Origin of the sequence: Glaciihabitans sp. GrIS 2.15, from assembly GCF_035984695.1 — a bacterium.
Taxonomy (GTDB): Bacteria; Actinomycetota; Actinomycetes; order Actinomycetales; family Microbacteriaceae; genus Lacisediminihabitans.
Window position 1 is genome coordinate 301,494 of the sequence record NZ_JAXCHU010000004.1, and the last position, 23,062, is coordinate 324,555.

23 protein-coding genes, 3 tRNA genes and 1 pseudogene are annotated in these 23,062 nt (G+C 65.7%); 8 read left to right on the forward strand and 19 right to left on the reverse strand.

Annotated elements, in window-relative coordinates; genetic code table 11:
- The first annotated feature begins 136 nt into the window (after positions 1 to 136).
- Together RCH11_RS08090 and RCH11_RS08095 are read left to right on the forward strand one after the other, a co-directional pair.
- Positions 137 to 778 carry a hypothetical protein gene (locus tag RCH11_RS08090; protein ID WP_327056480.1) on the forward strand — a complete coding sequence of 214 codons (642 nt, stop codon included), beginning with the start codon at positions 137 to 139 and terminating at the stop codon, positions 776 to 778.
- Positions 778 to 990: a helix-turn-helix domain-containing protein gene (locus RCH11_RS08095; protein WP_327056481.1), complete on the forward strand. Its 213-nt coding sequence runs from the start codon at positions 778 to 780 to the stop codon at positions 988 to 990. The genes RCH11_RS08090 and RCH11_RS08095 overlap by 1 nt, the downstream gene beginning before the upstream one ends.
- Positions 991 to 2,072: 1,082 nt before the next feature.
- Here RCH11_RS08095 and RCH11_RS08100 read toward each other — a convergent pair.
- From RCH11_RS08100 to tilS, 15 genes are all read right to left on the reverse strand, one after another.
- The gene (locus RCH11_RS08100) at positions 2,073 to 2,267 is read right to left on the reverse strand and encodes a hypothetical protein (RefSeq protein WP_442789021.1); all 195 of its coding nucleotides are present in this window, start codon (positions 2,265 to 2,267) and stop codon (positions 2,073 to 2,075) included.
- A 33-nt stretch (positions 2,268 to 2,300) separates the two neighbouring features.
- Entirely contained in the window at positions 2,301 to 2,435 is a 135-nt protein-coding gene (locus tag RCH11_RS08105) for a hypothetical protein (RefSeq protein WP_327056482.1), read from the reverse strand.
- Positions 2,435 to 3,934: a lysine--tRNA ligase gene (gene lysS / locus RCH11_RS08110; RefSeq protein ID WP_327056483.1), complete on the reverse strand. Its 1,500-nt coding sequence runs from the start codon at positions 3,932 to 3,934 to the stop codon at positions 2,435 to 2,437. Before lysS ends, RCH11_RS08105 begins: the two co-directional genes overlap by 1 nt.
- Before the next feature lie 550 nt (positions 3,935 to 4,484).
- Positions 4,485 to 5,348, reverse strand: coding sequence for a pantoate--beta-alanine ligase (gene panC, locus RCH11_RS08115; RefSeq protein ID WP_327056484.1), 864 nt, complete (start codon positions 5,346 to 5,348; stop codon positions 4,485 to 4,487).
- A gap of 61 nt (positions 5,349 to 5,409) precedes the next feature.
- Entirely contained in the window at positions 5,410 to 6,135 is a 726-nt protein-coding gene (locus tag RCH11_RS08120; protein ID WP_327056485.1) for a Rossmann-like and DUF2520 domain-containing protein, read from the reverse strand.
- Positions 6,132 to 7,673: a PH domain-containing protein gene (locus RCH11_RS08125; protein WP_327056486.1), complete on the reverse strand. Its 1,542-nt coding sequence runs from the start codon at positions 7,671 to 7,673 to the stop codon at positions 6,132 to 6,134. Before RCH11_RS08125 ends, RCH11_RS08120 begins: the two co-directional genes overlap by 4 nt.
- On the reverse strand, positions 7,670 to 8,149 hold the full coding sequence (locus tag RCH11_RS08130) for a PH domain-containing protein (RefSeq protein ID WP_327056487.1): 480 nt from the start codon (positions 8,147 to 8,149) through the stop codon (positions 7,670 to 7,672). Before RCH11_RS08130 ends, RCH11_RS08125 begins: the two co-directional genes overlap by 4 nt.
- Before the next feature lie 10 nt (positions 8,150 to 8,159).
- The gene (locus RCH11_RS08135) at positions 8,160 to 8,642 is read right to left on the reverse strand and encodes a DUF3180 domain-containing protein (RefSeq protein ID WP_327056488.1); all 483 of its coding nucleotides are present in this window, start codon (positions 8,640 to 8,642) and stop codon (positions 8,160 to 8,162) included.
- Positions 8,639 to 9,166 carry a 2-amino-4-hydroxy-6-hydroxymethyldihydropteridine diphosphokinase gene (folK, locus tag RCH11_RS08140; RefSeq protein WP_327056489.1) on the reverse strand — a complete coding sequence of 176 codons (528 nt, stop codon included), beginning with the start codon at positions 9,164 to 9,166 and terminating at the stop codon, positions 8,639 to 8,641. Before folK ends, RCH11_RS08135 begins: the two co-directional genes overlap by 4 nt.
- Entirely contained in the window at positions 9,163 to 9,576 is a 414-nt protein-coding gene (gene folB, locus RCH11_RS08145; protein WP_327056490.1) for a dihydroneopterin aldolase, read from the reverse strand. Before folB ends, folK begins: the two co-directional genes overlap by 4 nt.
- Positions 9,573 to 10,439 (reverse strand): dihydropteroate synthase, encoded by an 867-nt coding sequence (gene folP / locus RCH11_RS08150; protein ID WP_327056491.1) that lies wholly within the window; start codon positions 10,437 to 10,439, stop codon positions 9,573 to 9,575. Before folP ends, folB begins: the two co-directional genes overlap by 4 nt.
- Positions 10,436 to 11,014, reverse strand: a complete 579-nt coding sequence (folE, locus tag RCH11_RS08155; protein WP_327056492.1) for a GTP cyclohydrolase I — start codon at positions 11,012 to 11,014, stop codon at positions 10,436 to 10,438. Before folE ends, folP begins: the two co-directional genes overlap by 4 nt.
- A gap of 34 nt (positions 11,015 to 11,048) precedes the next feature.
- The gene (ftsH, locus tag RCH11_RS08160; protein WP_327056493.1) at positions 11,049 to 13,046 is read right to left on the reverse strand and encodes an ATP-dependent zinc metalloprotease FtsH; all 1,998 of its coding nucleotides are present in this window, start codon (positions 13,044 to 13,046) and stop codon (positions 11,049 to 11,051) included.
- 192 nt (positions 13,047 to 13,238) lie between these two features.
- Complete coding sequence (hpt, locus tag RCH11_RS08165; RefSeq protein WP_327056494.1) at positions 13,239 to 13,790, reverse strand: hypoxanthine phosphoribosyltransferase; 552 nt, start codon at positions 13,788 to 13,790, stop codon at positions 13,239 to 13,241.
- A 51-nt stretch (positions 13,791 to 13,841) separates the two neighbouring features.
- The gene (gene tilS, locus RCH11_RS08170; protein WP_327056551.1) at positions 13,842 to 14,747 is read right to left on the reverse strand and encodes a tRNA lysidine(34) synthetase TilS; all 906 of its coding nucleotides are present in this window, start codon (positions 14,745 to 14,747) and stop codon (positions 13,842 to 13,844) included.
- A gap of 439 nt (positions 14,748 to 15,186) precedes the next feature.
- Here tilS and RCH11_RS08175 point away from each other — a divergent pair, with 439 nt between their 5' ends.
- Positions 15,187 to 15,681 carry an inorganic diphosphatase gene (locus tag RCH11_RS08175; protein WP_327056495.1) on the forward strand — a complete coding sequence of 165 codons (495 nt, stop codon included), beginning with the start codon at positions 15,187 to 15,189 and terminating at the stop codon, positions 15,679 to 15,681.
- 81 nt (positions 15,682 to 15,762) lie between these two features.
- On the opposite strand, the gene RCH11_RS08180 is transcribed toward RCH11_RS08175, so the two are convergent.
- The 3 genes from RCH11_RS08180 to RCH11_RS08190 form a co-directional block, all read right to left on the reverse strand.
- A complete protein-coding gene (locus tag RCH11_RS08180; protein WP_327056496.1) occupies positions 15,763 to 17,076 on the reverse strand; it encodes a M23 family metallopeptidase in 1,314 nt (437 codons plus the stop codon).
- Between the two features lie 207 nt (positions 17,077 to 17,283).
- Complete coding sequence (locus RCH11_RS08185; RefSeq protein ID WP_327056497.1) at positions 17,284 to 18,471, reverse strand: M23 family metallopeptidase; 1,188 nt, start codon at positions 18,469 to 18,471, stop codon at positions 17,284 to 17,286.
- A 552-nt stretch (positions 18,472 to 19,023) separates the two neighbouring features.
- Entirely contained in the window at positions 19,024 to 20,271 is a 1,248-nt protein-coding gene (locus RCH11_RS08190) for a peptidoglycan DD-metalloendopeptidase family protein (RefSeq protein ID WP_327056498.1), read from the reverse strand.
- A 190-nt stretch (positions 20,272 to 20,461) separates the two neighbouring features.
- On the opposite strand from RCH11_RS08190, the gene RCH11_RS08195 reads away from it, so the two are divergent.
- From RCH11_RS08195 to RCH11_RS08210, 4 genes are all read left to right on the forward strand, one after another.
- Positions 20,462 to 20,534 (forward strand) — tRNA-Glu (locus RCH11_RS08195).
- A gap of 13 nt (positions 20,535 to 20,547) precedes the next feature.
- Positions 20,548 to 20,621 (forward strand) — tRNA-Asp (locus RCH11_RS08200).
- Between the two features lie 77 nt (positions 20,622 to 20,698).
- A tRNA-Phe gene (locus tag RCH11_RS08205) sits at positions 20,699 to 20,771 on the forward strand.
- Between the two features lie 706 nt (positions 20,772 to 21,477).
- On the forward strand, positions 21,478 to 22,257 hold the full coding sequence (locus RCH11_RS08210; RefSeq protein WP_327056499.1) for an alpha/beta fold hydrolase: 780 nt from the start codon (positions 21,478 to 21,480) through the stop codon (positions 22,255 to 22,257).
- A 200-nt stretch (positions 22,258 to 22,457) separates the two neighbouring features.
- Here the strand turns inward: RCH11_RS08210 and RCH11_RS18175 are convergent.
- Positions 22,458 to 22,523 (reverse strand): annotated as a pseudogene (locus tag RCH11_RS18175) (hypothetical protein); the annotation flags it as partial.
- A 29-nt stretch (positions 22,524 to 22,552) separates the two neighbouring features.
- Between RCH11_RS18175 and RCH11_RS08220 the strand changes: the two are divergent.
- Positions 22,553 to 23,047 (forward strand): LysE/ArgO family amino acid transporter, encoded by a 495-nt coding sequence (locus RCH11_RS08220; protein ID WP_327056500.1) that lies wholly within the window; start codon positions 22,553 to 22,555, stop codon positions 23,045 to 23,047.
- Positions 23,048 to 23,062 lie beyond the last annotated feature (15 nt).

A 23,062-nucleotide genomic window follows, 5' to 3' on the forward strand; every position in this document is an offset into this window, starting at 1 on the left:
TCGCCTGCAAACGGACCGCCCCGCGGCATCCCGAGCCATTTGCTGGCGAATCTCCTGCGTTTTGAGTGCTTGCCCCGCGGGGGTCCGGGCGCTAAGTTAACGATTATCATTGTTATCGATTGTCGTTAGGATCAGGATGTCGCAGACCGATCAACTCGCCGGACGTGGATTCGCCCCCCGCACCCTTCGCCTCGTCGTCTGGCTGTGCCTCGCGGCGGCCATGCTCGTCGGCGGAATCACGCTCGTGGTCGGCGTTACCGAGATCGTGAACGGACTCGTTACCAATAAGACCGTGCTGACGCTCATCGCCGACCGACCGCTGCCCGCCGCCGCCGAGGTGAGCAGCTCCGGTTCGAGGATCATCGAGGGCAACTTCGAGACCGCGCACGTGATCGTCACCGACCTGCCATTTGGGATCAGCGTGCTCGCAGCCGCGGCGGCGCTCGCGGACGTCCTCACCAGGGTCGCGATCCCCACGCTCATTGCACTGCTCTTTTGGCGGTTGCTGCGCGGAGCCGTCTTCGCGCGCTCGCTGAGCCTCGTCGCGGTCGTCGCTGGCGGTGCGTTGCTCATCGGCGGTGTTTTCAGTCAGGGCTTGGGATCGTTCGCCGCCGCGATGGCCGCCGCCGACCTCAACGGTCCGGGCGGCCGCGGATTCTGGCCGCTTGCTGGACGGCTGGACTTCACGACGATCGTCACCGGCCTCATCCTTTTGCTCGTCGGGCTCACTTTCGAGTACGGCGAGCGCCTGCAGCACGACACCGAGGGGCTCGTCTGATGGAAGAGAAGACCGGTATCCACTGCCGGCTCGACGAGCTGCTCGAGGCGCGCGGAATGACGCTGACGAGGCTCAGCGAGCTGGTGGGGGTGAGCATCGTGAACCTCTCCGTGCTGAAGAACGACCGCGCCCGCGCCATCCGCTATTCGACGCTCGCAGCGATCTGTCGGGCGCTTGAGTGCGAGGTCGGGGAACTGCTCGTCGTCGCCTGACGTACCCGATTCACTCACGACTGGCGGGGTGGCGCGCTCGGCCGCGCAAGGGCCCGCGCTTCCGTAGGACGCGAGATGCCACTTTCTGTTGCAAACGCCGCCGGGAAGGACAGTTTTTGGCATGTCGAGGTCGATTGCAGTGAGATTCCCGGGGCATGTCACCACGGAGAATGACGTGCGGGGACTCCGAGAAACCGCGAATCTGTCGCGACCGCACTCGGCGTCTCCCGACAGATGATCAACGCGATCGAGACCGGATGGTGCGATCCTTCGCTGCCTCTCGCGTTCGCTGTTACCCGCTACTTTCATCCCACCACTCAGCGACGCCGACTCCCTCTGTCGATGCCGCACATGGTTCTGGTAGGAGTCGTCGTGGTCGGCGCGATTGTCCCGGCCGCCGTTCAATCGTGACTTGACTGCGGCATCCTCATGGTGATCGCCGTGGTCGCCATCGTGCAGGCTCAGCTCGCTCGTCGGCCGAAATCGAGTGATCTCTCTCGCGTCAACGGCTTGGAGTGCCGCGATGAGCGCGATCGGCTCCTGGCTAGAGCCGGGTTCTCAGTGGGTGGGGGGGGGTTGGCCCCGATCGCCTCCGTCGTGGACGCAATGGCCGCGCGCATTGTGCGCAGTGTGAACCCGGGATCCGGGCCGAGCCAGGGCTCCTATTGGGTCGCCTCCGCCCAATTGATGCTTTTCATCTGGGTCGGAGCCGCGCGAACCGCGTCGCCGCCCAGCAAAACTGACTCCCGGTGGATTTCGGCATGAGCAACCGCGAGCCGCTGAACGTTCCCTCGGTTGCTCGATCGGGATAGTCATATGCAGCACCCTCCCCGAGCGGCGCTTGGCACTCAGCAATACACGGTGAGGGTCGTCCACCCTAGAGCGGATGTGGTGGCCGAGTCAGCCGGGACCTCGCGCCACCGATTCCGAGTAGCAACCGGTGGATCCCGGGCCCGCTCCGCGCCGGAGTGGACGTCAACGGAGGCATCCGCTGCCCTGCTGCCGCCGCGCGGGCCGCTTCGGCAGGGTTCGCGGCTACGACGGATGGCCGCTATCTGCGCCCGAGATACGGAGCGTGCGGCTCAAGGCTCCCGAGGACCGGTGACGGCGTTCTCGGCCTCGAAGCGGGCGCGCTCCTCTGCCTCGATCTCGGCGTAGACGCTGCGCTCGGTGCGGTCCGCCCGGACGATCGAGCGCATCACGAGCCAGAAAATCAGCCCAACGAGGATCGTCGGGATCACCGAGTACGCGGCGTTGGCCCAAAAGTTTTCGATCACGTTAACAGGATACGTCTCGCGGCTGGGGGAACGTCAGCCGTGCTGCACGATGCCGATGATGCCCTGGATGATCGAGTAGACCCCGATTCCCGCGACCGCGATCCAGAGCACCAGGCGTGTGTTCGTGGGCTTCTTGGGATCCTTCGGTTCCGGCGGGAGGTAGCTCATCACTTGACCAAGGGGAAGAGGATGGTCTCACGCACGCCGAGGCCAGAGAGAGCCATGAGCAGGCGATCGACGCCCATCCCCATACCCCCGGACGGCGGCATCCCGTATTCGAGGGCGCGCAGGAATTCCTCGTCCAGGCGCATGGCCTCGGGGTCTCCCGCAGCGGCAAGTTTCGCTTGCTCGACGAAACGCTCGCGCTGGATCACGGGGTCGACGAGCTCGGAGTATCCGGTCGCGAGCTCGAAGCCGCGCACGTAGAGATCCCACTTCTCGACCAGACCCGGCTCCGACCGATGGTCGCGCACGAGCGGCGAGGTGTCGACCGGAAAGTCCATCACGAATGTCGGCCGCGTCAGGCCCGGCTTCACGAAGTGCTCCCACAGCTCCTCGATGTACTTGCCGGGGGTCGGCTGGCCGACCTCGATGCCCACGGAATCGGCATAGCCGCTCAGCTCGTCGAGCGGCGTGTGAGCGGTGATCGACCATCCGGATGCCGCGTTGAGCGAGTCGAGCATGGAGATGCGGTCCCACTCCCCGCCGAAGTCGTAGTCTGTGCCGTCGGCAAGCGTCACGACCAGGCTGTCGCCGATGGCGAGCGCCGCCTTCTGGATCATCTCCTGGGTGAGATCCGCCATCTGGCGGTAGTCGCCATAGGCCTGATAGGCCTCGACCATCGCGAACTCGGGCGAGTGAGTGGAGTCGGCGCCCTCGTTACGAAAGTTTCGGTTGATCTCGAACACGCGCTCAATGCCGCCGACGACCGCGCGCTTGAGAAACAGTTCCGGTGCGATGCGCAGGAACAGCTCGGTATCGAAGGCATTGCTGTGGGTGACGAAGGGGCGAGCGGATGCCCCACCGTGCATGGTCTGCAGCATCGGGGTCTCCACCTCGAGATAGCCATGGTCGGCGAAGGTCTTGCGCAGCGAGGCGACGGATACCGAGCGGTCGCGAACCATCTTGCGCGCGCCCTCCCGTGCAATCAGGTCGAGGTAGCGCGCTCGCACACGCGTTTCCTCGCTGAGTTCGACATGCAGGTTAGGCAGGGGCCGCAGCGTCTTCGCGGCGATCTTCCAGTGGCGCACGAGCACGCTCAACTCGCCGCGGCGGCTGGAGATCACCTCGCCAGAGACGAACACGTGGTCGCCGAGATCGACGAGATCCTTCCAGTCGGCAAGTGATTCCTCGCCGACCTCCGCGAGTGACACCATGGCCTGGATTCGAGATCCGTCGCCGGACTGCAGCGATGCGAAACACAGCTTTCCCGTGTTGCGCAGGTGGACGATGCGGCCGGCGAGACCGACGGTGTCGCCGCTCGCGGCATCCGTTTCAAGCGTGTCGTACTTCGCGCGCACGTCGGGAATCGTCGCCGTTATGGGCAGCCCGACAGGGTAGGCCTCGGCGCCGGAGGAGATCAGGCGCTCGCGCTTGCCGAGGCGCACCCGGGTCTGCTCGGAAAGCTCCTCTTCCGAAAGCTCGGGTACTGCAGTCTGCTCGGTCATGCGTGTCCACTCCTGAAGTCGGCTCGTGCAAGTTTACGGGCTCGGCGTGCAGGGCCCTCCCCTCGAAGCGGCGGGGGAAACGCCCATGCGGCGGCGGGAACCACGGGCTGCGGGCGGAACCACTCGCTGCGGCGGGGGAACCGCGGGGGAACGCTCACGTGGCGGGGGAACGCTCACGTGGCGGGGGAACCACGGGCTGCGGCGGGGGAACCGCGGGGGAACGCTCACGTGGCGGGGGAAACCGCGGGGTCCGGCGGGTAATTGACCTCGCGGAGGGAGACGTGCCTCCCGCCGCGACGCTATTTGCCCAGCCGTGTCCCCCGCCGCGACGCCACACTCCCCCGCCGCGACGCTGCATCTTCCGCCGCGAGGGCGTGTCCCCCGCCACGACGATGCATCCCCCGCCACGACGCAGCATCTCCCGCCGCGAGGGCGTGTCCCCCGCCACGACGATGCATCCCCCGCCACGACGCAGCATCTCCCGCCGCGAGGGCGTGTCCCCCGCCACGGCGATCCCCCGCCACCATCGAAATACTCGAGCGACCGGAGACTACGAGTGGTTATCCGTGAGGTAGATCGCCCCATTGTCGATGAGCCTCGTCGTGCCAACGCGAGCAGCCACGAGTACGACGGCCCGCCCCCGGTGGGTGCCGTCGACGGGGAGGAAGGATTCGGGGTCGACAACCGTGAGGTAGTCAAGCTCGACGAAGTGCTCGCCCATGAGCACCGATTGCGCCGCGGCGAGCACCGCCTCCAGGCCCCGATCTGCGGATGACTCGGCCGCCTCGAGCGCGAGGGACAGCCCGCGCGCGGCGCGCCTCTCGTTCGTATCGAGAAACCGATTGCGGCTGGACAGGGCGAGGCCGTCATCCTCGCGCACGGTCTGGACGACCTCCGCGATGACGGGCAGATTGAGGTCGACGATCATCCGTTTCACGAGGAAAACCTGTTGGGCGTCTTTCTGGCCGAACAGAACGACATCGGGCTGCGCGATGTTGAGAAGCTTGGACACGACGGTCAGTACGCCATCGAAGTGGTTGGCGCGAGTATGGCCTTCGTAGAGCGAGCCAACGCGACCCGCGGTGACCCGGGTGTCGCTCGCGCCGGTCGGATACATCTCGGTCGCGGTCGGGGCGAACACGGCCTGCACCCCAAGCGGCTCAAGGCGGGCGAGGTCTTCGGCGAGAGAGCGCGGGTAGCGCTCGAGATCCTCAGCGGGGCCGAACTGAAGCGGGTTCACGAAAATCGAGACGATCACGAGATCGGCCATCTCCGCGGCGCGGCGCACGAGCGCCAAGTGGCCGTCATGAAGGGCGCCCATCGTGGGCACCAGCGCGATTCGCGAGCCGGTGGCGCGTGCGTCGGCGGTGATCGTGCGCAGCGCGGAAATGGTCTCGGCTACGGCGATGGGCATCCCTCGATGCTAGCGCCCTGTGCGCTAAAGCCCAGCGGCGCTAGGCGTTCTCCACGGAGGATCAGCGCGAACGGCGCAACGCGTTCTCTACGGAGGATCGCACGAGCGGACCGAGTACAGCTCCCGGTGCCTCAATGCCGATCGAGGCGAGCAGGGTGGTGGCCTGGTCGACGATCGCGCTCGAGAAACTGGTCGCCGTGGCGATCGCCTCGGCGTACGCTGGGCGATTCTCCTCCGCGATGATGATCGGCTCTCCGCCCATCTCGACCACGAGCGCCTGGCCGATCGGTTGCACAGGGCCGGGCGCGGTGACTGCGAAGTACGCACCGACGAGCTGGGCGATGTCGATGGTCGTGCCCGTGAAGGAGACGGCCGGATGGATGGCGAGCGGGATGACGCCAGCCGCGATCGCGGGAGCCAACACCGCCGTGCCGTACTCAGCGGCGGTATGAAGCACGAGCTGTCCCGGCTGCCACGCTCCCGTGGAGGCGAGCCCGGCAACCAGCGCCGGAAGCTCTGCAGCCGGTACCGCGAGGATCACGAGTTCGCTACGTTCGATGATCGCCGGCACTTCGAGGATCGGCACGCCGTGCAGCATCGCCTCGGCCCGCTCCCGACTGGATTCCGATATCGCGGAGATACCCACGACTGCGTGCCCGGCGCCGGCGAGCGCCGCCCCGAGAACCGGACCGACTCGACCGGCCCCCACGATTCCGATGCCGAGACGACCCGAACGGCGGCGGGCGTCCTCCTCGCGATCGGAGGGCGGCTGAGCGTCACTGTTCATGCCGGCAGCTCCCCGGAACGCCAGCGGTGCGAGGTGTCCGACTGTCCGGCGCGCACTGCCACCGCCGCGACCTCGGTGAAGAAGGCGAGTGCGGCATCACGGTCTACGGCTCCGAGGTCCGCGGTGATCGGCCCGTGCACCGTGTGAAGCTGAATCGAGGCGAGTCGCAGCAGTCGCAGCAGGGGGCCCTGGTGCAGCCCAACGCTCTGCAGCCGCGGCTGCGGCACGATGATGAGTCGCCGCCAAATCGCTCCCTTCCGAAGCAACAGCGAGCCGGACACGATCGCGAATCCATTACGTCGCCAGGAGAATGGCCGCAGCCACGCCGCCCGTCGCGGGGAGTTGGTGAATCCGTCGGCGCCTGTGGAGGTCATACCGCTCTCGATGAACGCGCTCGTCTCCTCCCCGATGAAGTCCGGCAGCATGAGCTTCAACACGGCCGTGACATCCGCCAGGTTGCCCACCGGAAGGATCGTCGTGTTCGCCTGGTTCGCCGACCCGCGGCTCGAGGTATGGCTGGCTCGGTTCACCCGGATTTGCCACCAGCCAGCCGGCCGCCAGAGCAGCGACTGGCTGACTTCAATCGAGTGGATGCGTCCAGGGGGCAGTGTCTCGTTGCTGGTGGAGAACAGCCCGAAGCCGACACGCACCCCGTCCTGCGTGCCAGCGATCGTGTACCGAAGCGATTGGGAGAACCGGCGCACGTAATATCCGCCGAATCCGAGGATGCCTGGGAGGGCGAAGAACAGCACGAAGAGGTGACCGCTCACCGAGATCCAGATTGCCGCTCCGATCACGACGAGCACCGCGATCACGGTTCCGGTGCCGAGGAAAATCGACCCGAATAGTCGACCGAGATGGATTTTCACGACGGACTCCGGCGGGGCGGCATCCGGATCCAGCTCCGGAGCGAGCAGCTCACTCACCCGACGATCGAGCATCGTGCCGACCGGCGCCGCAGCGGCCCGTTCGGCGGCGCGGGTACCGGATGCTTGGCGCAGAATCTCCTGGCGCAGATCGTCCGCCGCCGCGGAACTGAGGTAGGAGAGGTGCACGTTCGCGTCGTGACCGGCCTGGCTGATCTCAAGCTTTGCGGCACCGAACAGCCGGGCGATGAATGGCCGCACGATGTTGATCCCCTGGATACGATCGAGCCTTGCCTTGCGATTGGTGCGGATCAGGATACCCGAACGTACCTCTACGACCTCGCTGGTGATGCGGAAGGTATGCATGCGCCAGGAGACATAGAACCCACCGATCAGCAGGATGAGCAGCCCAGCGACCGCCGCGAGCACCTGCAGGATGATGCCGTGGCTCACCACGTAGTCCACCGGATCCCCGCCGTCGTTGAACCGCGGCAGGAACATCCCGAGCACTCGCTCGCGGAGATTGCTCACGACGTAGCCGAGCACCACGATCAGCGCGAAGCCACCCTTCAGCAGCGGTGTGGCGGGGTGGAGTCGATGCCATTCACCGTCGGTGAGTCGAGCGACGACCGCTGGCACAGAAACGGGAACCGAGATCTCGGGCTCGATCACAGGCCCGCCCGACGGCTCTCCGCAACCGACACCAGGTGGTCGCGCAATTGCTCGGCCTCTGCCTCGGTGAGACCGGGGATGGTCACCCCGGCGGCTGCCGCGGCGGTCACGAACTTGAGCTCGCTCAGGCCGAGCCCGCGCGCGATCGGACCGCGATTGATGTCTACGAGCTGCATGCGTCCGTACGGTACCGCGACGAAGCGCTGCCACATGATGCCGCGGCGGAACAGCAGGTCGTCCTCGCGTAACTGGTACCCGATGGACCGAACGCGCCGGGGGGTGAGCGCGAGATTCACGATCGCGATAATGGCGATGGCGGCGAGAGCGGCGAGAGCGACCCACACCTGGAGCAGGAACATCAGGACCCCTGCCGCGAGCACGACCACCAGGAATCCGGCGCCGCCGACGAGTTCGACCCACACGAGCCGCGGAGAAACCCGTCGCCAGGTCACGCCGGGGAGTTCGAGTCGATCCATGGTGCCCACCCTACGGCCGAACCTGCACGGCCCGGTTACCCTGATCGTCATCGTCGTCGTCTGGCGGAACCGTGCACATGTGCTCCGCTACCAGGCCACCGGCCAGCAGGCAGGCGGCCCCAACGAGTGTGGCCACGGACTGGACGACCGAGCCGGCCCCGGGAACGACGGAGCGGCTGAGGAGGTAGATGAGCACCCCGGCGCCGAATCCGGTCAGGAGTGACCCGCTCAGTGCGCTCGCCTTGGCGAGCACGAGTACTCGCGTCGAATAGAACGGATCGATCGGTTGGGAAGCCTTTCCCCTGGTCAGTCGGCGGATTGGCAGGGCAAGCACCACCACCATGATCCCGATAGCGAGAAGTGCGAGTCCGAGAGTGAGCGGGGGAAGCACGATCGGGCGTCCCGCGGCGGCGAGGAGCGTCTCGATGAATCCGCCGCCGATGCCGCCGATGAGGGCGAGCAGCACGAGAGTCGTGATGTTCGTGCGCTTCATGACTCACTCCACAGCGGTGGCGCGTCGCAGGCCCACACCTCGCGCGAGGTCGCAACGACGAGCGCATCAATGCGCCCATGCCCGCGGAGCTCGGCATCCGGGTCCACCTGCAGCCAGGGCACGATCACGAATGCGCGCTCCCAGGCCCGTGGATGCGGCAGGGTGAGGTCGTCAGTAAGACGCTCCAACCCCGCGAAGGAGATGATGTCGAGATCGAGCGTGCGGTCGCCCCAGCGCTCGACTCGCACGCGACCGTGTTCCGCCTCGATGCGGTTGAGTTCGATGAGCAGGGCTTCGGGGTGAAGCGCGCTCTGCACGAGCATCACCGCGTTGAGGTAGTCGGGAGCCTCGGCATCCGTTCCTGTTGGTTTGACCGCGTGGGACTGCACGATGCCCGAGACCGCCGTCACGGTCACGCCGCCGAGCGCCGCAATGTCGCGAACGGCTGCGCGCAGGTTGTCCTCCCGGTCACCGAGATTGGATCCGAGCGCGATCACGGCCGGCAGCACGACACGCCGCCTCACGGACGTTGTCCCGTCGCGGCGTTGTGGCTGAGCGGACGGCTGCGGGTGATGGTCACCGAGACATCGCTGAAGGGTACGGTGATCGGCGCCGCCGGCTTGTGGATAGTGACGGTGACCTGTTCGGCACGCTCATAGCCGAGGGCGATCGCGGCGACACGTTCGGCCACGGTCTCGATGAGATCCACCGCGTCCGCCTGCACCGCCGCGTACACCGCCTCGGCCAGCTCGCCGTAGTGGATGGTTTTGGTCACATCGTCGGAGACTGCGGCTGGCGCAAGATCGACCGCGATTTCGAGGTCGATGATGAACTCCTGGCCGTTCTCCCGCTCGAAATCGAGCACGCCGTGGTGGGCGAAGATACGCAGCCCGGTGAGGCGGATGCTGTCGATCGGCGATTCCCTTTCGGTCACGGCTGCATCGCCTCCCACACATCGAGGGCAGTTTTCGTCGCCGCAACATTGTGCACGCGCACCCCCCACACGCCAGCCTGTGCGGCGAGCGCACTGATGGTGGCCGTCGCAGGATCGCGTGCCGTAGTCGGGGCATCCGGCGCGAGGAGGGCACCGAGAAATCGCTTGCGGGACGCCCCGATCAACACCGGGTAGCCGATAGTGCCGAGAGCAGCGATGTTGGCGAGCAGCTGCCAATTTTCCTCGGCAGTCTTGGCGAAGCCGATGCCGGGATCGAGAATGATGCGATCCGGGCGAACCCCATTGACGATGAGTTCGGCCACACGGTTCTTCAGGTCGTTGCGCACGTCGCGCAATACAGTGCCGTGGCTGGTGCTCGACCTGCTCCCGTCACCGGGCGCGTTCAACCCGCGCCCGTTGCTCGCGCTCCAGTGACTTGCGACAAAGTGCAGTCCGGTCTCTGCGGCGACCCTCGCCATGCCGGGATCTGCGAGGCCGGCGGACACGTCGTTGATGATCACCACCCCGAGTTCTGCTGCAGCGAGGGCGGTCGACGCATTCAGGGTATCGACGCTCACCGGGATACCCCGGTCGGCCAGCGCCTCGATCACCGGAAGCACGCGGCGCTGTTCCTCGACGGCGGACACTCGTTCCGCCCCGGGCCGGGTCGATTCCCCGCCGACGTCCACAAGCTGGGCTCCGGCCGCGACGAGCGCTTCGGCGTGCGCGATTGCGGCATCCAGCCGGAGGTAATCGCCACCGTCGCTGAACGAGTCCGGGGTCACGTTGACGATGCCCATGATGCGGGGACGGGTGAGGCCGATGGGACGGTACGGCCGAAGGGCGACGAGTTCACTGTTCATGGGATAACCCCGATCAGCGCCATGATTTCGGCACGCTCAGCGGGCTGGGAGAGGGCACCGCGGCTCGCGAGCGTCACGGTCGTACTACCGGTCTGGCGGCTAGCCCGTGCGGTGACGCAGCCATGCGTAGCATCGAGTACCACGAGCACGCCGCGCGCACCGAGCCCGGCCTGGAGGGCATCCGCAATCTCCTCGGTGAGGCGCTCCTGCAACTGTGGACGCGCGGCGAGCGTCTCGACGACCCGCACGAGCGCGCCGAGGCCGACGATTCGTGTCGACGGGAGGTAGGCGAGGTGGGCGACGCCGACGAAAGGCAGCAGGTGGTGCTCGCACATCGAGCGGAATTGGATATCGCGCAGCAGGACGAGTTCACTGATCTCGGCAGTGTCAGCGATCAAGCCCGCACTGGCGGCGAGGTGGTCGAGGGGATCGGATGCCAGTCCCGAGAAAAACTCTCCGTAGGACTCGGCCATCCGCTGCGGCGTGCGGAGAAGGCCGGGCCGTGCCGGATCCTCGCCGATAGCGGCGAGGATCTCGAGCACGGCGGCTTCGATCCGTGCGGTATCGATACTCACGATTACGAGCGTAGAGGGATACAGCGCAGTGGGACTAGGCGGTGGCGATATCGGGGCGCTTGCGCGGCCGAGGCTCCCGCGCCTTCTTCACCGGCTCCGAAGTCACGCCGCCATCCACCACTCCAGCGTCGATCGGCGCTTTCTGCGGTACGAGCACGGGAGGCAGAGCCGACACGGGACGTTTGGTGCTCGACAGCCACTGCGGGCGTTCTGGCATCTTCTTCACGTCCTTGAAAATCTCGGCGAGCTCGGTGTGATCGAGCGTCTCCTTCTCCAGCAGCGCGGTCGCGAGCTTGTCCAGGATGTCGCGGTTCTCATTGAGAACCTCCCACGCCTCGTTGTGCGCGTTCTCGATGAGGGTGCGCACCTCGGCGTCGACCTGTTCGGAGAGACGCTCGGAGTAGTCGCGCTGGCTGCCCATGTCGCGGCCGAGGAACATCTCGCCCGATCCGGATCCGAGCTTGACCGACCCGATGTTCGACGACATGCCGAACTCGGTGACCATCTTGCGCGCGGTCGACGTGGCCTTCTCAATGTCGTTGGATGCTCCGGTGGTTGGGTCGTGGAACACGACCTCCTCTGCAACCCGGCCTCCCATCGCGTAAGCGAGCTGGTCGAGGAGTTCGTTGCGGCTGATCGAGTATCGATCCTCGAGTGGAAGCACCATCGTGTAGCCGAGCGCACGGCCGCGGGGAAGGATGGTCACCTTCGTCACGGGGTCGGTGTTGCGCATGGCAGTCGCGACGAGCGCGTGCCCGCCCTCGTGGTAGGCGGTGATCAGCTTTTCGTGGTCGCGCATCACGCGGGTTCGACGCTGCGGGCCGGCCATCACCCGGTCGACCGCCTCGTCCAGCGCCCGATTGTCGATGAGTTGCGCGTTGGAGCGAGCGGTGAGCAAGGCCGCCTCATTGAGCACGTTCGCGAGGTCGGCGCCGGTGAAACCGGGCGTCTTACGGGCGAGCACTTCAAGGTCGACACCGGCAGCGAGTGGCTTTCCCTTGCCGTGCACCTCGAGGATCTGCTTGCGACCAAGGAGGTCGGGAGCATCCACTCCGATTTGACGGTCGAAGCGACCGGGGCGCAACAGTGCCGGGTCGAGGATGTCGGGACGGTTCGTCGCCGCGATCAGGATGACGTTCGTCTTGACGTCGAAGCCGTCCATCTCCACGAGCAGCTGATTGAGCGTCTGCTCGCGTTCGTCGTGGCCGCCTCCCATGCCCGAGCCGCGGTGGCGTCCCACGGCGTCGATCTCGTCGACAAAGATGATGGCCGGGGAGTTTTCCTTAGCCTGGGCGAACAGGTCGCGAACGCGGCTCGCACCGACGCCGACGAACATCTCGACGAAGTCCGACCCGGAGATCGAGTAGAACGGCACATTCGCTTCGCCGGCCACCGCACGGGCGAGCAGTGTCTTGCCGGTACCGGGAGGACCGTAGAGCAGCACGCCCTTCGGAATGCGCGCCCCGACCGCGAGAAACCTGGCCGGATCCTTCAGAAAGTCCTTGATCTCCTCGAGCTCTTCGATCGCTTCGTCCGCGCCCGCGACATCCGCGAACGTGACCTTGGGGCTTTCCTTCGAGACGAGCTTCGCCTTCGACTTGCCGAACTGCATGACCTTGGAGCCGCCGCCCTGCATGCTCGACAGCAGGAACCAGAAGATTGCACCGATGATGATGAAGGGAATGATCAGGCCGAGGAGCGACGACAACCAGTTGCCTTTGTCGACCTGATCGTCATACTTGGCGCCCGAGGAATCGACGGCCTTCACGATGTCCGCCCCGCGAGCGGTCGTGTAATAGAACTGAACCTGCTTGCCATCGGCACCGGCCGTGGCAAGTGTCAGGTCAACCCGCTGCTCACTGTCGACGATCTTGGCTGAGGAGACCTTGTTGTCCTGTAGGAGGGCAAGGCCGTCCTTGGTCGTGATCTCCTTGAATCCAGATCCGCTGAGCAGGCTGAAGCCAACCGACACGACGATGACCGCCAGCAGGATGTAGATGAGCGGGCCGCGGAGAAATCGCTTGAAGTCCATAGTGTTCCGGAGGCTGCGCCCGGTGCCTTTCTGACGAAGATTGTGTTGCTCAGGCTACCCGAGCGGCACTGGGTGGCTGCTGCATGTTTGCCGAGGGCGTAATGTGCGCGTGCGCAGTGCGCCCGGCTCGGCCGACGAGGCACCCGTGCCGACCGCGTGATCGAGTACGGCGCCGGGCCGCGTACCGGGACCTTACGCGTACACGTGCGGCGCCAGGACTCCAATGTCGCGATAATTGCGATACTTCTCTGCGTAATCGAGCCCGTAACCGACCACGAAGGCATTCGGGATATCGAAGCCGACGTAGCGCACGTCGACGGCAAGCTGGGCGGCGGCGGGCTTGCGCAGCAGCGCGCAGATCTCCACCGAATCCGCGCCGCGCATCCCGAGGTTGGCTCGCAGCCACGACAGCGTGAGACCGGAGTCGATGATGTCTTCCACGATGAGCACCTTTCGGCCGTGCAGGTCGGTGTCGAGGTCCTTTAATATGCGCACGACACCGGATGACTGGGTGCCAGAGCCGTAGGACGACACAGCCATCCAGTCCATCTCGATCGGAAGCGTGAGCTCCCGGGCGAGGTCGGCCATCACCATCACCGCGCCGCGCAGCACCCCTACGAGTAACAGCCGTTCGCCCACATAGTCCGTCTCGATTCGACGGGCCAGTTCGGCGATCTTGTCGCGGATCTCCTGCTCGGTGATGAGCACACTCTCAAGGTCATCGGCGATATCGCTGTATTCCATGCTTCCATTCTTTCATCGGGTCCCCTGTCGGTCGACCTCCGCTGTCACCGGCTACCCGTCAGGGCGCATCGAGCGAAAGTTCAGCAGCCCGCCTGCCCGCTCGGCCCGGATACCCGGGAGGTCGATGGCGCCTTGCCCGTGCCAGTCGGTCACCAGGCGAGATACCTCCAGTGTCTGCGAATGGCTGAGGCTCACCCCAAACTCCGCAAGTACCGTGGCACGGATGATCCGTTGCCTCAGTGCTGGTGGGTTGTGTTCGAGCGCCCGCGCGGCAAGCGAAATCCCCGCCTCCGCATGGTCGGCCAGTTCCTCGAGCTGATCGGCGGCGAACTGGTCGAGCGCATCGGTGTCTTCCCGCGCCAGGTCCGCGGTACGAGCGAGCGCCTCGGCGAAGCCAGGCCCAAGCTCGCGTTCGAGGAGCGGAAGCACGATTTTGCGCACACGCACCCGGGTGAACCGCTCATCGTCGTTCTGCGGATCGTTCCACGGCTGCAGTCCGGAATCGGCGCAGAACTGCACGGTCGTCGACCGCCGAATCTGGATGAGCGGTCTCAGATAGATGCCGGATGACGCCGCCATGCCCTTGATGCTTCCCAGACCGCTCCCCCGGGCGAAACCGAGCAGGACCGACTCGGCCTGATCGTCGAGGGTGTGTCCGAGGAAGACTGCCGTTGCACCGGTCTCCCGGACAGCCTCCGCGAGTGCCGCATAGCGCGCGTCGCGGGCGGCAGCCTCCGGCCCACCAGCCGTTCCGACAGTGACCGTCTTCACGATGACCGGGTCGAGCCCGAGGTCGCGAGCCTGCTGGGCAGCCCGAGCTGCGACATCCGCCGAGCCCGGTTGAAGGCCGTGGTCTACTATCACGGCGCCAGCACGGATGCCCGCCCGGCCAGCCTCGAAGGCGGTCGCAGCGGCAAGCGCGAGCGAGTCGGCTCCCCCACTGAGCGCCACCAACACCCCACCCGGCCGGCTCTCATCACGTGCGGTCCCGGCATCCCCTGCGGTCCCGGCACGAAATGCAGGACTGCCCGTACTCACGGCGCTCCCTGTCCGAAATGCAGGACTGCCCGTGGCTGGAGTCGACTCAGAGGCCTCGCCTGCACCAGTGGTAACACGATGTCCTGCATTTCGAACGGTCGGAAGCGGAGGAACGGACGAGAGCGAAGCAGCGGACGGGAGCGGAGCAGCGGACAGGAGCGGAGCAACGGAGTCGGACGGAAGAGGAGCAGCGGACGGGACAGGAGGAACAGAGCCGGGCGTCAGCGGCTTGGCGTCGCCGGAGAGGAGGCACGCGCGCACCGCCGAGCGCACATCGGCGATCGCGGGGGTCAGTCGGGGGCGGGTGGTCATCCGATAACGTTATTGCGTCATCCACCAAACTTTAGGAGCGCCCCTTATGGCCAGCTACGACGCGATCATCGAGATCCCCAAGGGCAGCAAGAACAAGTACGAGGTGGATCACGTCACCGGCCGCGTCTTTCTCGACCGGGTGCTCTTCACCGGCTTCGTCTATCCGACCGACTACGGCTTCTTCGAGAACACCCTCGGCCTCGACGGCGATCCGGTGGACGTGCTCGTGCTGCTGGACTACCCGCTCTTTCCCGGTGTTGGCGTGAAGGTGCGCCCTGTCGGTGTCTTCAACATGACGGATGACGGTGGCTCAGACGCCAAGGTGATCGCCGTTCAGGCGAAGGACCCGCGCTGGTCGTGGATCCAGGACGTCGACGACATCCCGGAGTACACCCGCAAGGAGATCGAGCACTTCTTTGAGCACTACAAGGACCTCGAGCCCGGCAAATGGGTTAAGACCGAGGGCTGGGGCAATGCGGCCGAAGCCGAGGCCATCGTGCAGGCGGGCATCGCGAAGCTCGCCGACGAGGGCTCGCACTAGACCACCAACCCTCACCGGCTGGCGCGGGTGCTGTGGCAGACGCGTGGCGCTCCAGCATCCGCTCGCCGGAGCCGGCAGTAATTAGCCCAGGGGCGCGCCGCGCGCCGCCATAAAGGGAGCGGCATCGATCGCCGTACCTCCCGGCCGCACCTCGAAGTGCAGGTGACAGCCGGTCGAGTGGCCGGTGCTTCCGACGCGAGCAATCTGTTGGCCAGCGCTCACCTGCTCGCCCGCACTGACGAGGATGCCGCCATTGACGATGTGACCGTAGCCGGTCGAGATGCCGTCACCATTGTCGAGCAGGATGAAATTGCCATACCCACCGTTGTAGCCCGCAAAGATGACTACTCCCGAATGAGCGGCGACAATGGGCGCGTTACAGCCGGGAGCGAGGTCCGTTCCCGCGTGAAGCGCGTGGTCGCCGGTATAGGGATTTACGCGCCATCCGTAGGGGCTCGAGATGTGCCCACCCGTAGGCCGCACCCAACCACTCGGACTCGCGCTTGTGCCGCCGTTGCCGGCCGGGCGGGGGGACGGATGCGCCGCCGCATAGTCGGCAGCTGCTTGCGCCTGAGCGGCTGCTTTCGCCTGAGCGGCTGCTTCCGCTTCCGCAGCCGCTTTCGCTCGCACCTGCACGCCGGTGTTGAAGTCCGCTTCGGTAATGGCACTGTTGTCCACCAACACCGCCCGCTGGGCCTCAAGTCGTTCCTTGTTCCCGTCTTGCTCCTTGAGCGCTGCGGCCGCCTTTTCTGACGCCGCAGCAGCCTCTTCCAACGCTTTTTGGGCGGCATCCGAGAGCACCTTAAGTGCGTCCTTTGCCACAACGGCCTGGTCGGTGAGCGCCTGGGCCGATTTTTGGTCCTGGGTGGCCTTCTCATAGAGTCCGGCTGACTGGTCTTTCACCATGCTGGCGAGCCCGAGCTGAGAAAGCAGGCTCTTCGACCCGCCACCGTTGAAGAACAGCCGAGCGGAGAGGTCACTTCCGCCGGCACGGGCGAGGCGTGCGGCGAGCTGGCCAGCCTGCTGCTTGGACTTCGCCGCCTTCGCCTTGGCGAGATCCGCCTGTTTCTGGAGTTCGCCTGCCTTGAACGACGATTCGTCGAACTTTTGCTGGGCGGCCTGCCACTCGGCGCCCTTCTGTTCGGCCATCGCCTGCGTGGCACTGACCTCGGACTGCAGCCCAGCCAGCAGCGCATCAAGCTGGGTGATCTGCACTTCTTTGGCCTTGACGTTGTTGCGGGCGGCCTGGACATCCCCCCAGGTCGGGTAGTCGACCGCAAAGGCGGACTGTGTGGCCTGGCCGAGAACGGTGACCGATACGACTATCGCGAGCGCCGTGATGATCGCGGTTACGCGAGTCGCGAGGGTGCCGATAGTTGATCGTGAGTCGGGCATTCCTGTCGCATCGCGAACAGGGGCCTGGGCGGCTCGGCGGCCGAGCAAAATGGATTTCATCATTCCCCGAGTCGTGCCGCAGATCCCCCGCGGTCACAGGTGAAGTCACATGAGTAACACTGTTAACATCTGTCACAGTAGCAAGCGGTCAGAAAACGCGCCAGTCCCACGAACAGGTGACGGGTACCCGCCTCCCCAGTGAGCGGTTCAATTGGCCAGTTCGACGCCCATCGAACGCATGAACGGCACCGGATCCTGGGTGCCGCCGTTGTGATGGATCTCGAAATGCAAATGGCAGCCGGTCGACATGCCGGTGCTTCCCACCCTGGCGATGTTCTGGCCGACCTGCACAGTCTGCCCGATGCCCACGAGGATGCCACCATTGACGATGTGCCCGTAGGCGGTCTCGTAGCTGCCGTCGCCATCATTTTGGATGCGAATGTAATTGCCATAGCCGCCGTAGGGGCCGGCGAGCACGACGGTGCCGCTGTGTGCAGCATAGATCGGAGTGCCACAGCCGGCCGCGAGGTCGGTGCCGGCATGAAGCGCATACGCACCGTTGTAAGGATCGATTCGATAGCCGTAGGGGCTGGAGATATGTCCGCCCGCCGGTCGCGCCCATCCTTCCGAAGAGATCTGACCTGCGCGCGGAGCGGCCGCAAGCTGCGCGGCGAGCGCAGCTGCCGCGGCCTGGCGCGCGACCTCGACTCCGATCGCAAAGTCGGCCTCCGTCTGGTTGGTATTGGTCACGAGAATCGCGAGCTGCGCCGTGAGCTGCACCTGGTGAGCCTGCTGCTCGGTGAGGGCCGCGGAGGCGGCCAGGGCGGCGGCGGCCGCGGCCTTGGCGGCCTTCTCGGCCTCGCCCGCCAGCGCCTTGAGTGCTTCCTTCGCGACATCTGCTTGGTCGGTAAGCGCACGAGCCACGTTCTGGTTCTGGATGGCCTTCTCGTAGATGCCTGCGGACTGGTCCTTCATCATGCTGGCGAGACCGAGCTCTGAGAGCAGGCTCTTCGCCTCACTGCTGTTGAAAAACAGGGTGCTGCTGAGGTCGCTGCCTCCCGAACGTATGAGCCGGGCGGCGAGCTGGCCCGCCTCCTGCTTGGAGCGGTCCGACCTGGCCTGAGCGTCATCCGCCTGCAGTCTCAGCTTGACCGCCTTCGCTGCGGCTTCGTCGTATTTTTGCTGGGCAGCCTGGGCCGCTGCGCCCTTCACCACTGCATCTGCCGTGGTCGAATCGACCGCGGATTGTAATGTCGCCAAAAGCTGGTTGAGTGTGTCGATCTCAGCCTTCTTGGCGGATTCGCTTCGCCGCGCATTCTGCACATCGGCATAGCTCGGATAGCTGGTCGCGAAGGCGGCAGAGGTCGAGCCGACGATCGACCCGCTAGCCAACATGGAGAGCACGGCAAACGCAGAAACCCAGTGTCGGATCCGACCACCCACGCGACGCCGGACGCGACCATTCGACCCGGGTTGACTGTGTCGCGCGGTGCCGCCGTTGACGAGCGCCATCAGTCCTCGATTCCGTGACGTCGACGACCCCGAGTCACTCCAGTAACACTGTAAACACCAGTCACACTAACAACCCGGCTGCCGGATGACCAGTGTTTGCCAGGGTGCGGCGGTGCGGCGGCGGCTGCGGGGTGCGAGTCTATGCAGGTGTGCGGCCGTGAGTGACACTCGCCGGCGAACGTTTGGGCGCGAGTGTCACCGATGGGCGCAGAGGTTTTGCGGCGCTCGCACCGGAGACTTGTCCACAGCAGGCGCGCCCGCGCCCGCCAGCCTGCGGCGCCGATGAGGATCCGTGCGTCCTCACGTCAGCCGTGCAGCCGTTTGTACGCCCGCATGGCCGACAATCTGCCGTACGGTCAGCGAGACCGGCGGATGCGACGCGCCAACGCCGCCGCGGCACCCGCAACGCCCGGGGCGACCCCGCTGAAAACAGTGTCAGTTAGCCAGCTCGATGCCGTTACTCCGCATGAACGGCACGGCATCGATGGCGTTGCCGCCTTGTCGCACCTCGTAGTGCAGGTGGCAGCCTGTGGAGTGCCCGGTGCTTCCGACGGCCGCGATCGGCTGGCCCGGGCCCACCGGCTGGCCGACGCTCACGTGGATCCCTCCGTTGACGATGTGCCCGTATCCGGTGGAGACGCCGTCGCCGTGATCGATTAGTACGAAGTTGCCGTATCCGCCATTCGGGCCGGCATAGACGACGGTACCGCCGTGGGCGGCGAAGATCGGTGAGTTGCAGTTCGCTGCAAGGTCGGTACCGGCATGGAACGCGTAGGAATGGGTGAAGGGGTTGATGCGGAATCCGAAGGGGCTCGAGATGTGACCCCCAGCCGGACGCACCCAGCCGGTCGTCGAAATCTTCCCCGCGCCGAGCCCCGCGAGTTCGCCCCAAAGCGCCTTGATCCCGTCCACGTACTCGGTCTCGAGGTGATCGACATTCGTCGTGAGAGTGGCGAGCTGCGCCTGGAGGCGAGCCGAATTATCGCTCTGCTCGGTGTACGCGGCCGCGGCCGCCTGCGCTGCGGTCGTGGCCTCAGCGAGCGCCTTCTGCGCGGCATCCGCGAGGATCTTCAGGGCCGCCTTGGCGACATCCGCCTGGTCGGTAAGCGACTGCGCGGTGTTCTGGTCCTGGATTGCTTTCTCGTAGATGCCGGCGGACTGGTCCTTGACCATGCTTTCGAGGCCGAGCTGGGCGAGGTACGCCTTGGAATCTCCTCCGCTGAAGAACAGGCGAGTGGAGAGGTCGTTTCCGGCGGAGCGGGAGAGCCGCGCGGCAAGCTGGCCGGCCTGCTGCTTCGACTTCGCGGCTTTCACCTGGGCGGCATCCGCCTGCTTCTGCAGCTCGGCGGCCTTGAAAGCGGCCTCGTCGTACTTCTGCTGCGCCGCTTGGTACTCGTCGCCCTTCAGCACGGCGACGGCCTGGGTCGAATCGACGGCGGCCTGCAATCCGGCCAGCAGTCCCTGCACGCGGGTGACCTCGGCCTGGGTTGCGGCCTGGCTCTGGCGTGCGGCCTGTACGTCGTCCCAGCTTGGATAGTCCGCCGCGAAGGCAGGCGAGCCGGACTGGCCGAGGATCGATCCCGCCGTGAGTACCGCGAGCAGGGTGATCGTGGCGATTACCCGTCTGCCACGCAGCATTCGCGCGGAATGGTCCGTGCTTCCGTGCCCGCTAATGCGTGTCATTTTTCCCCGAAGTCTCGACAACACATTGAACCTACCGCCGAGTGGTGGCGAAGGCCCGCATCCTCGCGGAGTGGCGGCGGAGTGGCGGGCGGATGCCTCGGCCGCGGTGTGCACATCTGAGCGTGGTTTGGAAAAGGGGCCGGGCACCCCTATGCTTGGGCCTCGGTAGCTATGAAGGATCTTTCTTCACGGCCCCATCGTTTAGTGGCCTAGGACGGCGCCCTTTCACGGCGTTAACACGGGTTCGAATCCCGTTGGGGTCACGAAACATAGCTAGGCCCTGTAGCGCAGTTGGTTAGCGCGCCGCCCTGTCACGGCGGAGGTCGCCGGTTCAAGTCCGGTCAGGGTCGCAAGGCACGGTCATCTCTCGCCAGACGGCCGTGCCTTATTCTGTATCTCACCGCACTCTTTACCGGGCGGGATGCACGGCTCTGTAGCTCAGTTGGTAGAGCGTTCGACTGAAAATCGAAAGGTCACGGGATCGACGCCCGTCGGAGCCACTGTCCGATCTTCCGGCTTCTACGGGAGGTCGGACTTTTTTGTTTCCTCGAATCCCCTCGCCGGGCGTGAACAAGTGTTGATCACATCGCACCGCCGGGAGCTGGCGAACTCGCAGCTAGTGAGAACTCGATCTGGGCCGCATGGCGAGTTCACCAAGGAACAGTCCACCCCAATGTTCCGGGGACTACCCGCCATTGGATCGGTAGCTCCCGCGGACGAATAGGACCGCACCATTCTTTCCTCGGGCGCCACGATGCGTACCTGGTCCCGCGCCCCAGCTCGATGAGCCGAGGAGCAGAGCGCGCGATCGACGCGACGGCCGGAGTCGCCTCCTCGGCTGACTCGCCGTGAGAATTGCGAAGTCCGTGTCGAATTCTGATTCCACGGCATTTACCGGATCGGTCACGGTTTTTAGTTAGCCGAGTGCCGTGCGGCCGATCGCCCCCACAGGGAGCCACCCGACAACCCGATGGAGACAATCGGCTGTGTGCCGACACTGTGTCGATTGCTCTCCGGCGTGGCATTTCTTGGCAAGCGACCGCGAACGACTGAATTCCTGGGTCAGGGGATTGACACCCGTCGGCGGCACGTTCGCTATCTGCATGATTCTGCCGCGGATAGTTAGGGACTGCGCGATCGGATCTTCTTACCTGATCCGTACACAACGCTCACTCTTCGGTAACACTCGCCTGCTTAACTCGATGCATGACCGAAAGTGCCCTTCCCCACTTCTTCGCAGGAAGCGGAGTGCCACTCGTCGTCGTGCCCGGGCTCTCGGGCCGAACGGGCGCCCCTTCGCGACTCAAGGTGTGGATGGACCGAAAGGCGATCGCCGACTTCATCGCCGATCGTAAGGTATTCAGCATCGATCGACCGTATGACCTCGACCCGGGCGCAACGATCGCCGATCTGGCCGCGGAATATGCGAGGACTCTCACGTCCCTGTTCGACGAACCGGTCGACATCCTTGGCATCTCCTCCGGAGGAACGATCGCCCTGCAACTCGCTGCCGACTTTCCCGAACTGGTGAGGAGGCTCGTGCTCGTGTCATCCGCCCACCGGCTCAGCGATCGGGGACGCAAAACTCAGCGCACGGTCGCAGCGCTGCTGCGGGCGGGACGCGATCGACGGGCCGCTGCGGTCTTCTTCGGCAACACCGGCGCCACCTCGTTCGAAAATATCCTCCGGTCGATCGCCGGCCTGATCGCTCCCCGCGCCATCATCGGACGTCGCGACCTCGACCTGCTCGTCATCCTCGACGCCGAGGATGACTTCGATCTCGACGAGCGCCTCGAGTCCATCGAGGTACGCACGCTGATCGCTGGCGGCGAGTTCGACAGGTTCTATTCGTCGGCCCTGTTCGAGCACACGTCAGAGCGCATGCCGAACGCGCAATTGAGCGTGCACGCGGGAGGCGGCCACCTGGGCACGCACGGCAATCCACGACTCGTGCGTGAGATCCTGACATTTCTCGAGGCGGCATAGGGCAGCTCAGAATTCACCGTCGGCCGTCCGGTTGCTTCTGCTGCGGGCGGCCCTCCTCGTGTGGCCGCAGCGACGTCGCCGCTTCGTCGCGCACCGCCGTCGACGCTGCCTCGAGCAGCGGCGATGCCAGGTTCCACCGCTGCCAGTACAGCAGCACATCGACCGGATGCCTGCTCCATCGCCTTCACCCGCTGGGACACGGCCGAGGGCGTCACGTGCAGTTGCGATGCGGCCGCTTCGAATGCGTTCGTGCTTCGGCTCGGCATGGAAGGGACGCACCCGGATCATCGCCCCGGTGGCCGCGATCTGCGCGCTCTCCGATACCGCTCTCATCCTCGCCGGAGTGCTTGGTCTCGGAGCGCTCATCACCGCTGCGCCAGTCGCGCTCGTCGTCAGCCGCGTGCTTGGGGCCGGGTTCCTCATTGTCTACGGGGTTCTCGCCGCGCGCCTGGCCATCCGCCCCGGCGCACTGGGATCCCAGGCGCCTTCAGGAAGCACCGACCTGAGGGTCGCGGTGACCACGGTTCTCGCCCTCACCTGGCTCGACCCCGACGTCTCTCTCGACACCGTGCTCTTCCTGGGTTCGGTCGGCTCGCAGCAGGGGACATCCGAGCGCTGGTGGTGGGTCGGTGGCGCCGTCACCGCCAGCGTCCTCTGGTCCGGAGGGCTCGGATTCGGGGCGCGTGTGTTGCGCCCGGTGTTCGCCCGTCCCGTGGCCAGGCTGGTGCTCGACGCGATGATCGCTATCGTGATGATCACCCTCGGGCTCCGGCTCGCGCTCGGCCAGTGACGGATGCTGGGTGGC

What these genes read in the sequence shown, in the direction of transcription:
- ftsH (WP_327056493.1), bottom strand. Translation starts at nt 13,046, where the DNA reads ATGGACTTCAAGCGATTTCTCCGCGGCCCGCTCATCTACATCCTGCTG.
- RCH11_RS08130 (WP_327056487.1), bottom strand. Translation starts at nt 8,149, where the DNA reads ATGGATCGACTCGAACTCCCCGGCGTGACCTGGCGACGGGTTTCTCCG.
- RCH11_RS08210 (WP_327056499.1), top strand. Translation starts at nt 21,478, where the DNA reads ATGACCGAAAGTGCCCTTCCCCACTTCTTCGCAGGAAGCGGAGTGCCA.
- panC (WP_327056484.1), bottom strand. Translation starts at nt 5,348, where the DNA reads ATGCCCATCGCCGTAGCCGAGACCATTTCCGCGCTGCGCACGATCACC.
- RCH11_RS08135 (WP_327056488.1), bottom strand. Translation starts at nt 8,642, where the DNA reads ATGAAGCGCACGAACATCACGACTCTCGTGCTGCTCGCCCTCATCGGC.
- RCH11_RS08190 (WP_327056498.1), bottom strand. Translation starts at nt 20,271, where the DNA reads ATGACACGCATTAGCGGGCACGGAAGCACGGACCATTCCGCGCGAATG.
- RCH11_RS08095 (WP_327056481.1), top strand. Translation starts at nt 778, where the DNA reads ATGGAAGAGAAGACCGGTATCCACTGCCGGCTCGACGAGCTGCTCGAG.
- RCH11_RS08185 (WP_327056497.1), bottom strand. Translation starts at nt 18,471, where the DNA reads ATGTTGGCTAGCGGGTCGATCGTCGGCTCGACCTCTGCCGCCTTCGCG.
- RCH11_RS08120 (WP_327056485.1), bottom strand. Translation starts at nt 6,135, where the DNA reads ATGAACAGTGACGCTCAGCCGCCCTCCGATCGCGAGGAGGACGCCCGC.
- folP (WP_327056491.1), bottom strand. Translation starts at nt 10,439, where the DNA reads ATGAACAGTGAACTCGTCGCCCTTCGGCCGTACCGTCCCATCGGCCTC.
- lysS (WP_327056483.1), bottom strand. Translation starts at nt 3,934, where the DNA reads ATGACCGAGCAGACTGCAGTACCCGAGCTTTCGGAAGAGGAGCTTTCC.
- RCH11_RS08090 (WP_327056480.1), top strand. Translation starts at nt 137, where the DNA reads ATGTCGCAGACCGATCAACTCGCCGGACGTGGATTCGCCCCCCGCACC.
- RCH11_RS08180 (WP_327056496.1), bottom strand. Translation starts at nt 17,076, where the DNA reads ATGCCCGACTCACGATCAACTATCGGCACCCTCGCGACTCGCGTAACC.
- RCH11_RS08175 (WP_327056495.1), top strand. Translation starts at nt 15,187, where the DNA reads ATGGCCAGCTACGACGCGATCATCGAGATCCCCAAGGGCAGCAAGAAC.
- hpt (WP_327056494.1), bottom strand. Translation starts at nt 13,790, where the DNA reads ATGGAATACAGCGATATCGCCGATGACCTTGAGAGTGTGCTCATCACC.
- RCH11_RS08105 (WP_327056482.1), bottom strand. Translation starts at nt 2,435, where the DNA reads ATGAGCTACCTCCCGCCGGAACCGAAGGATCCCAAGAAGCCCACGAAC.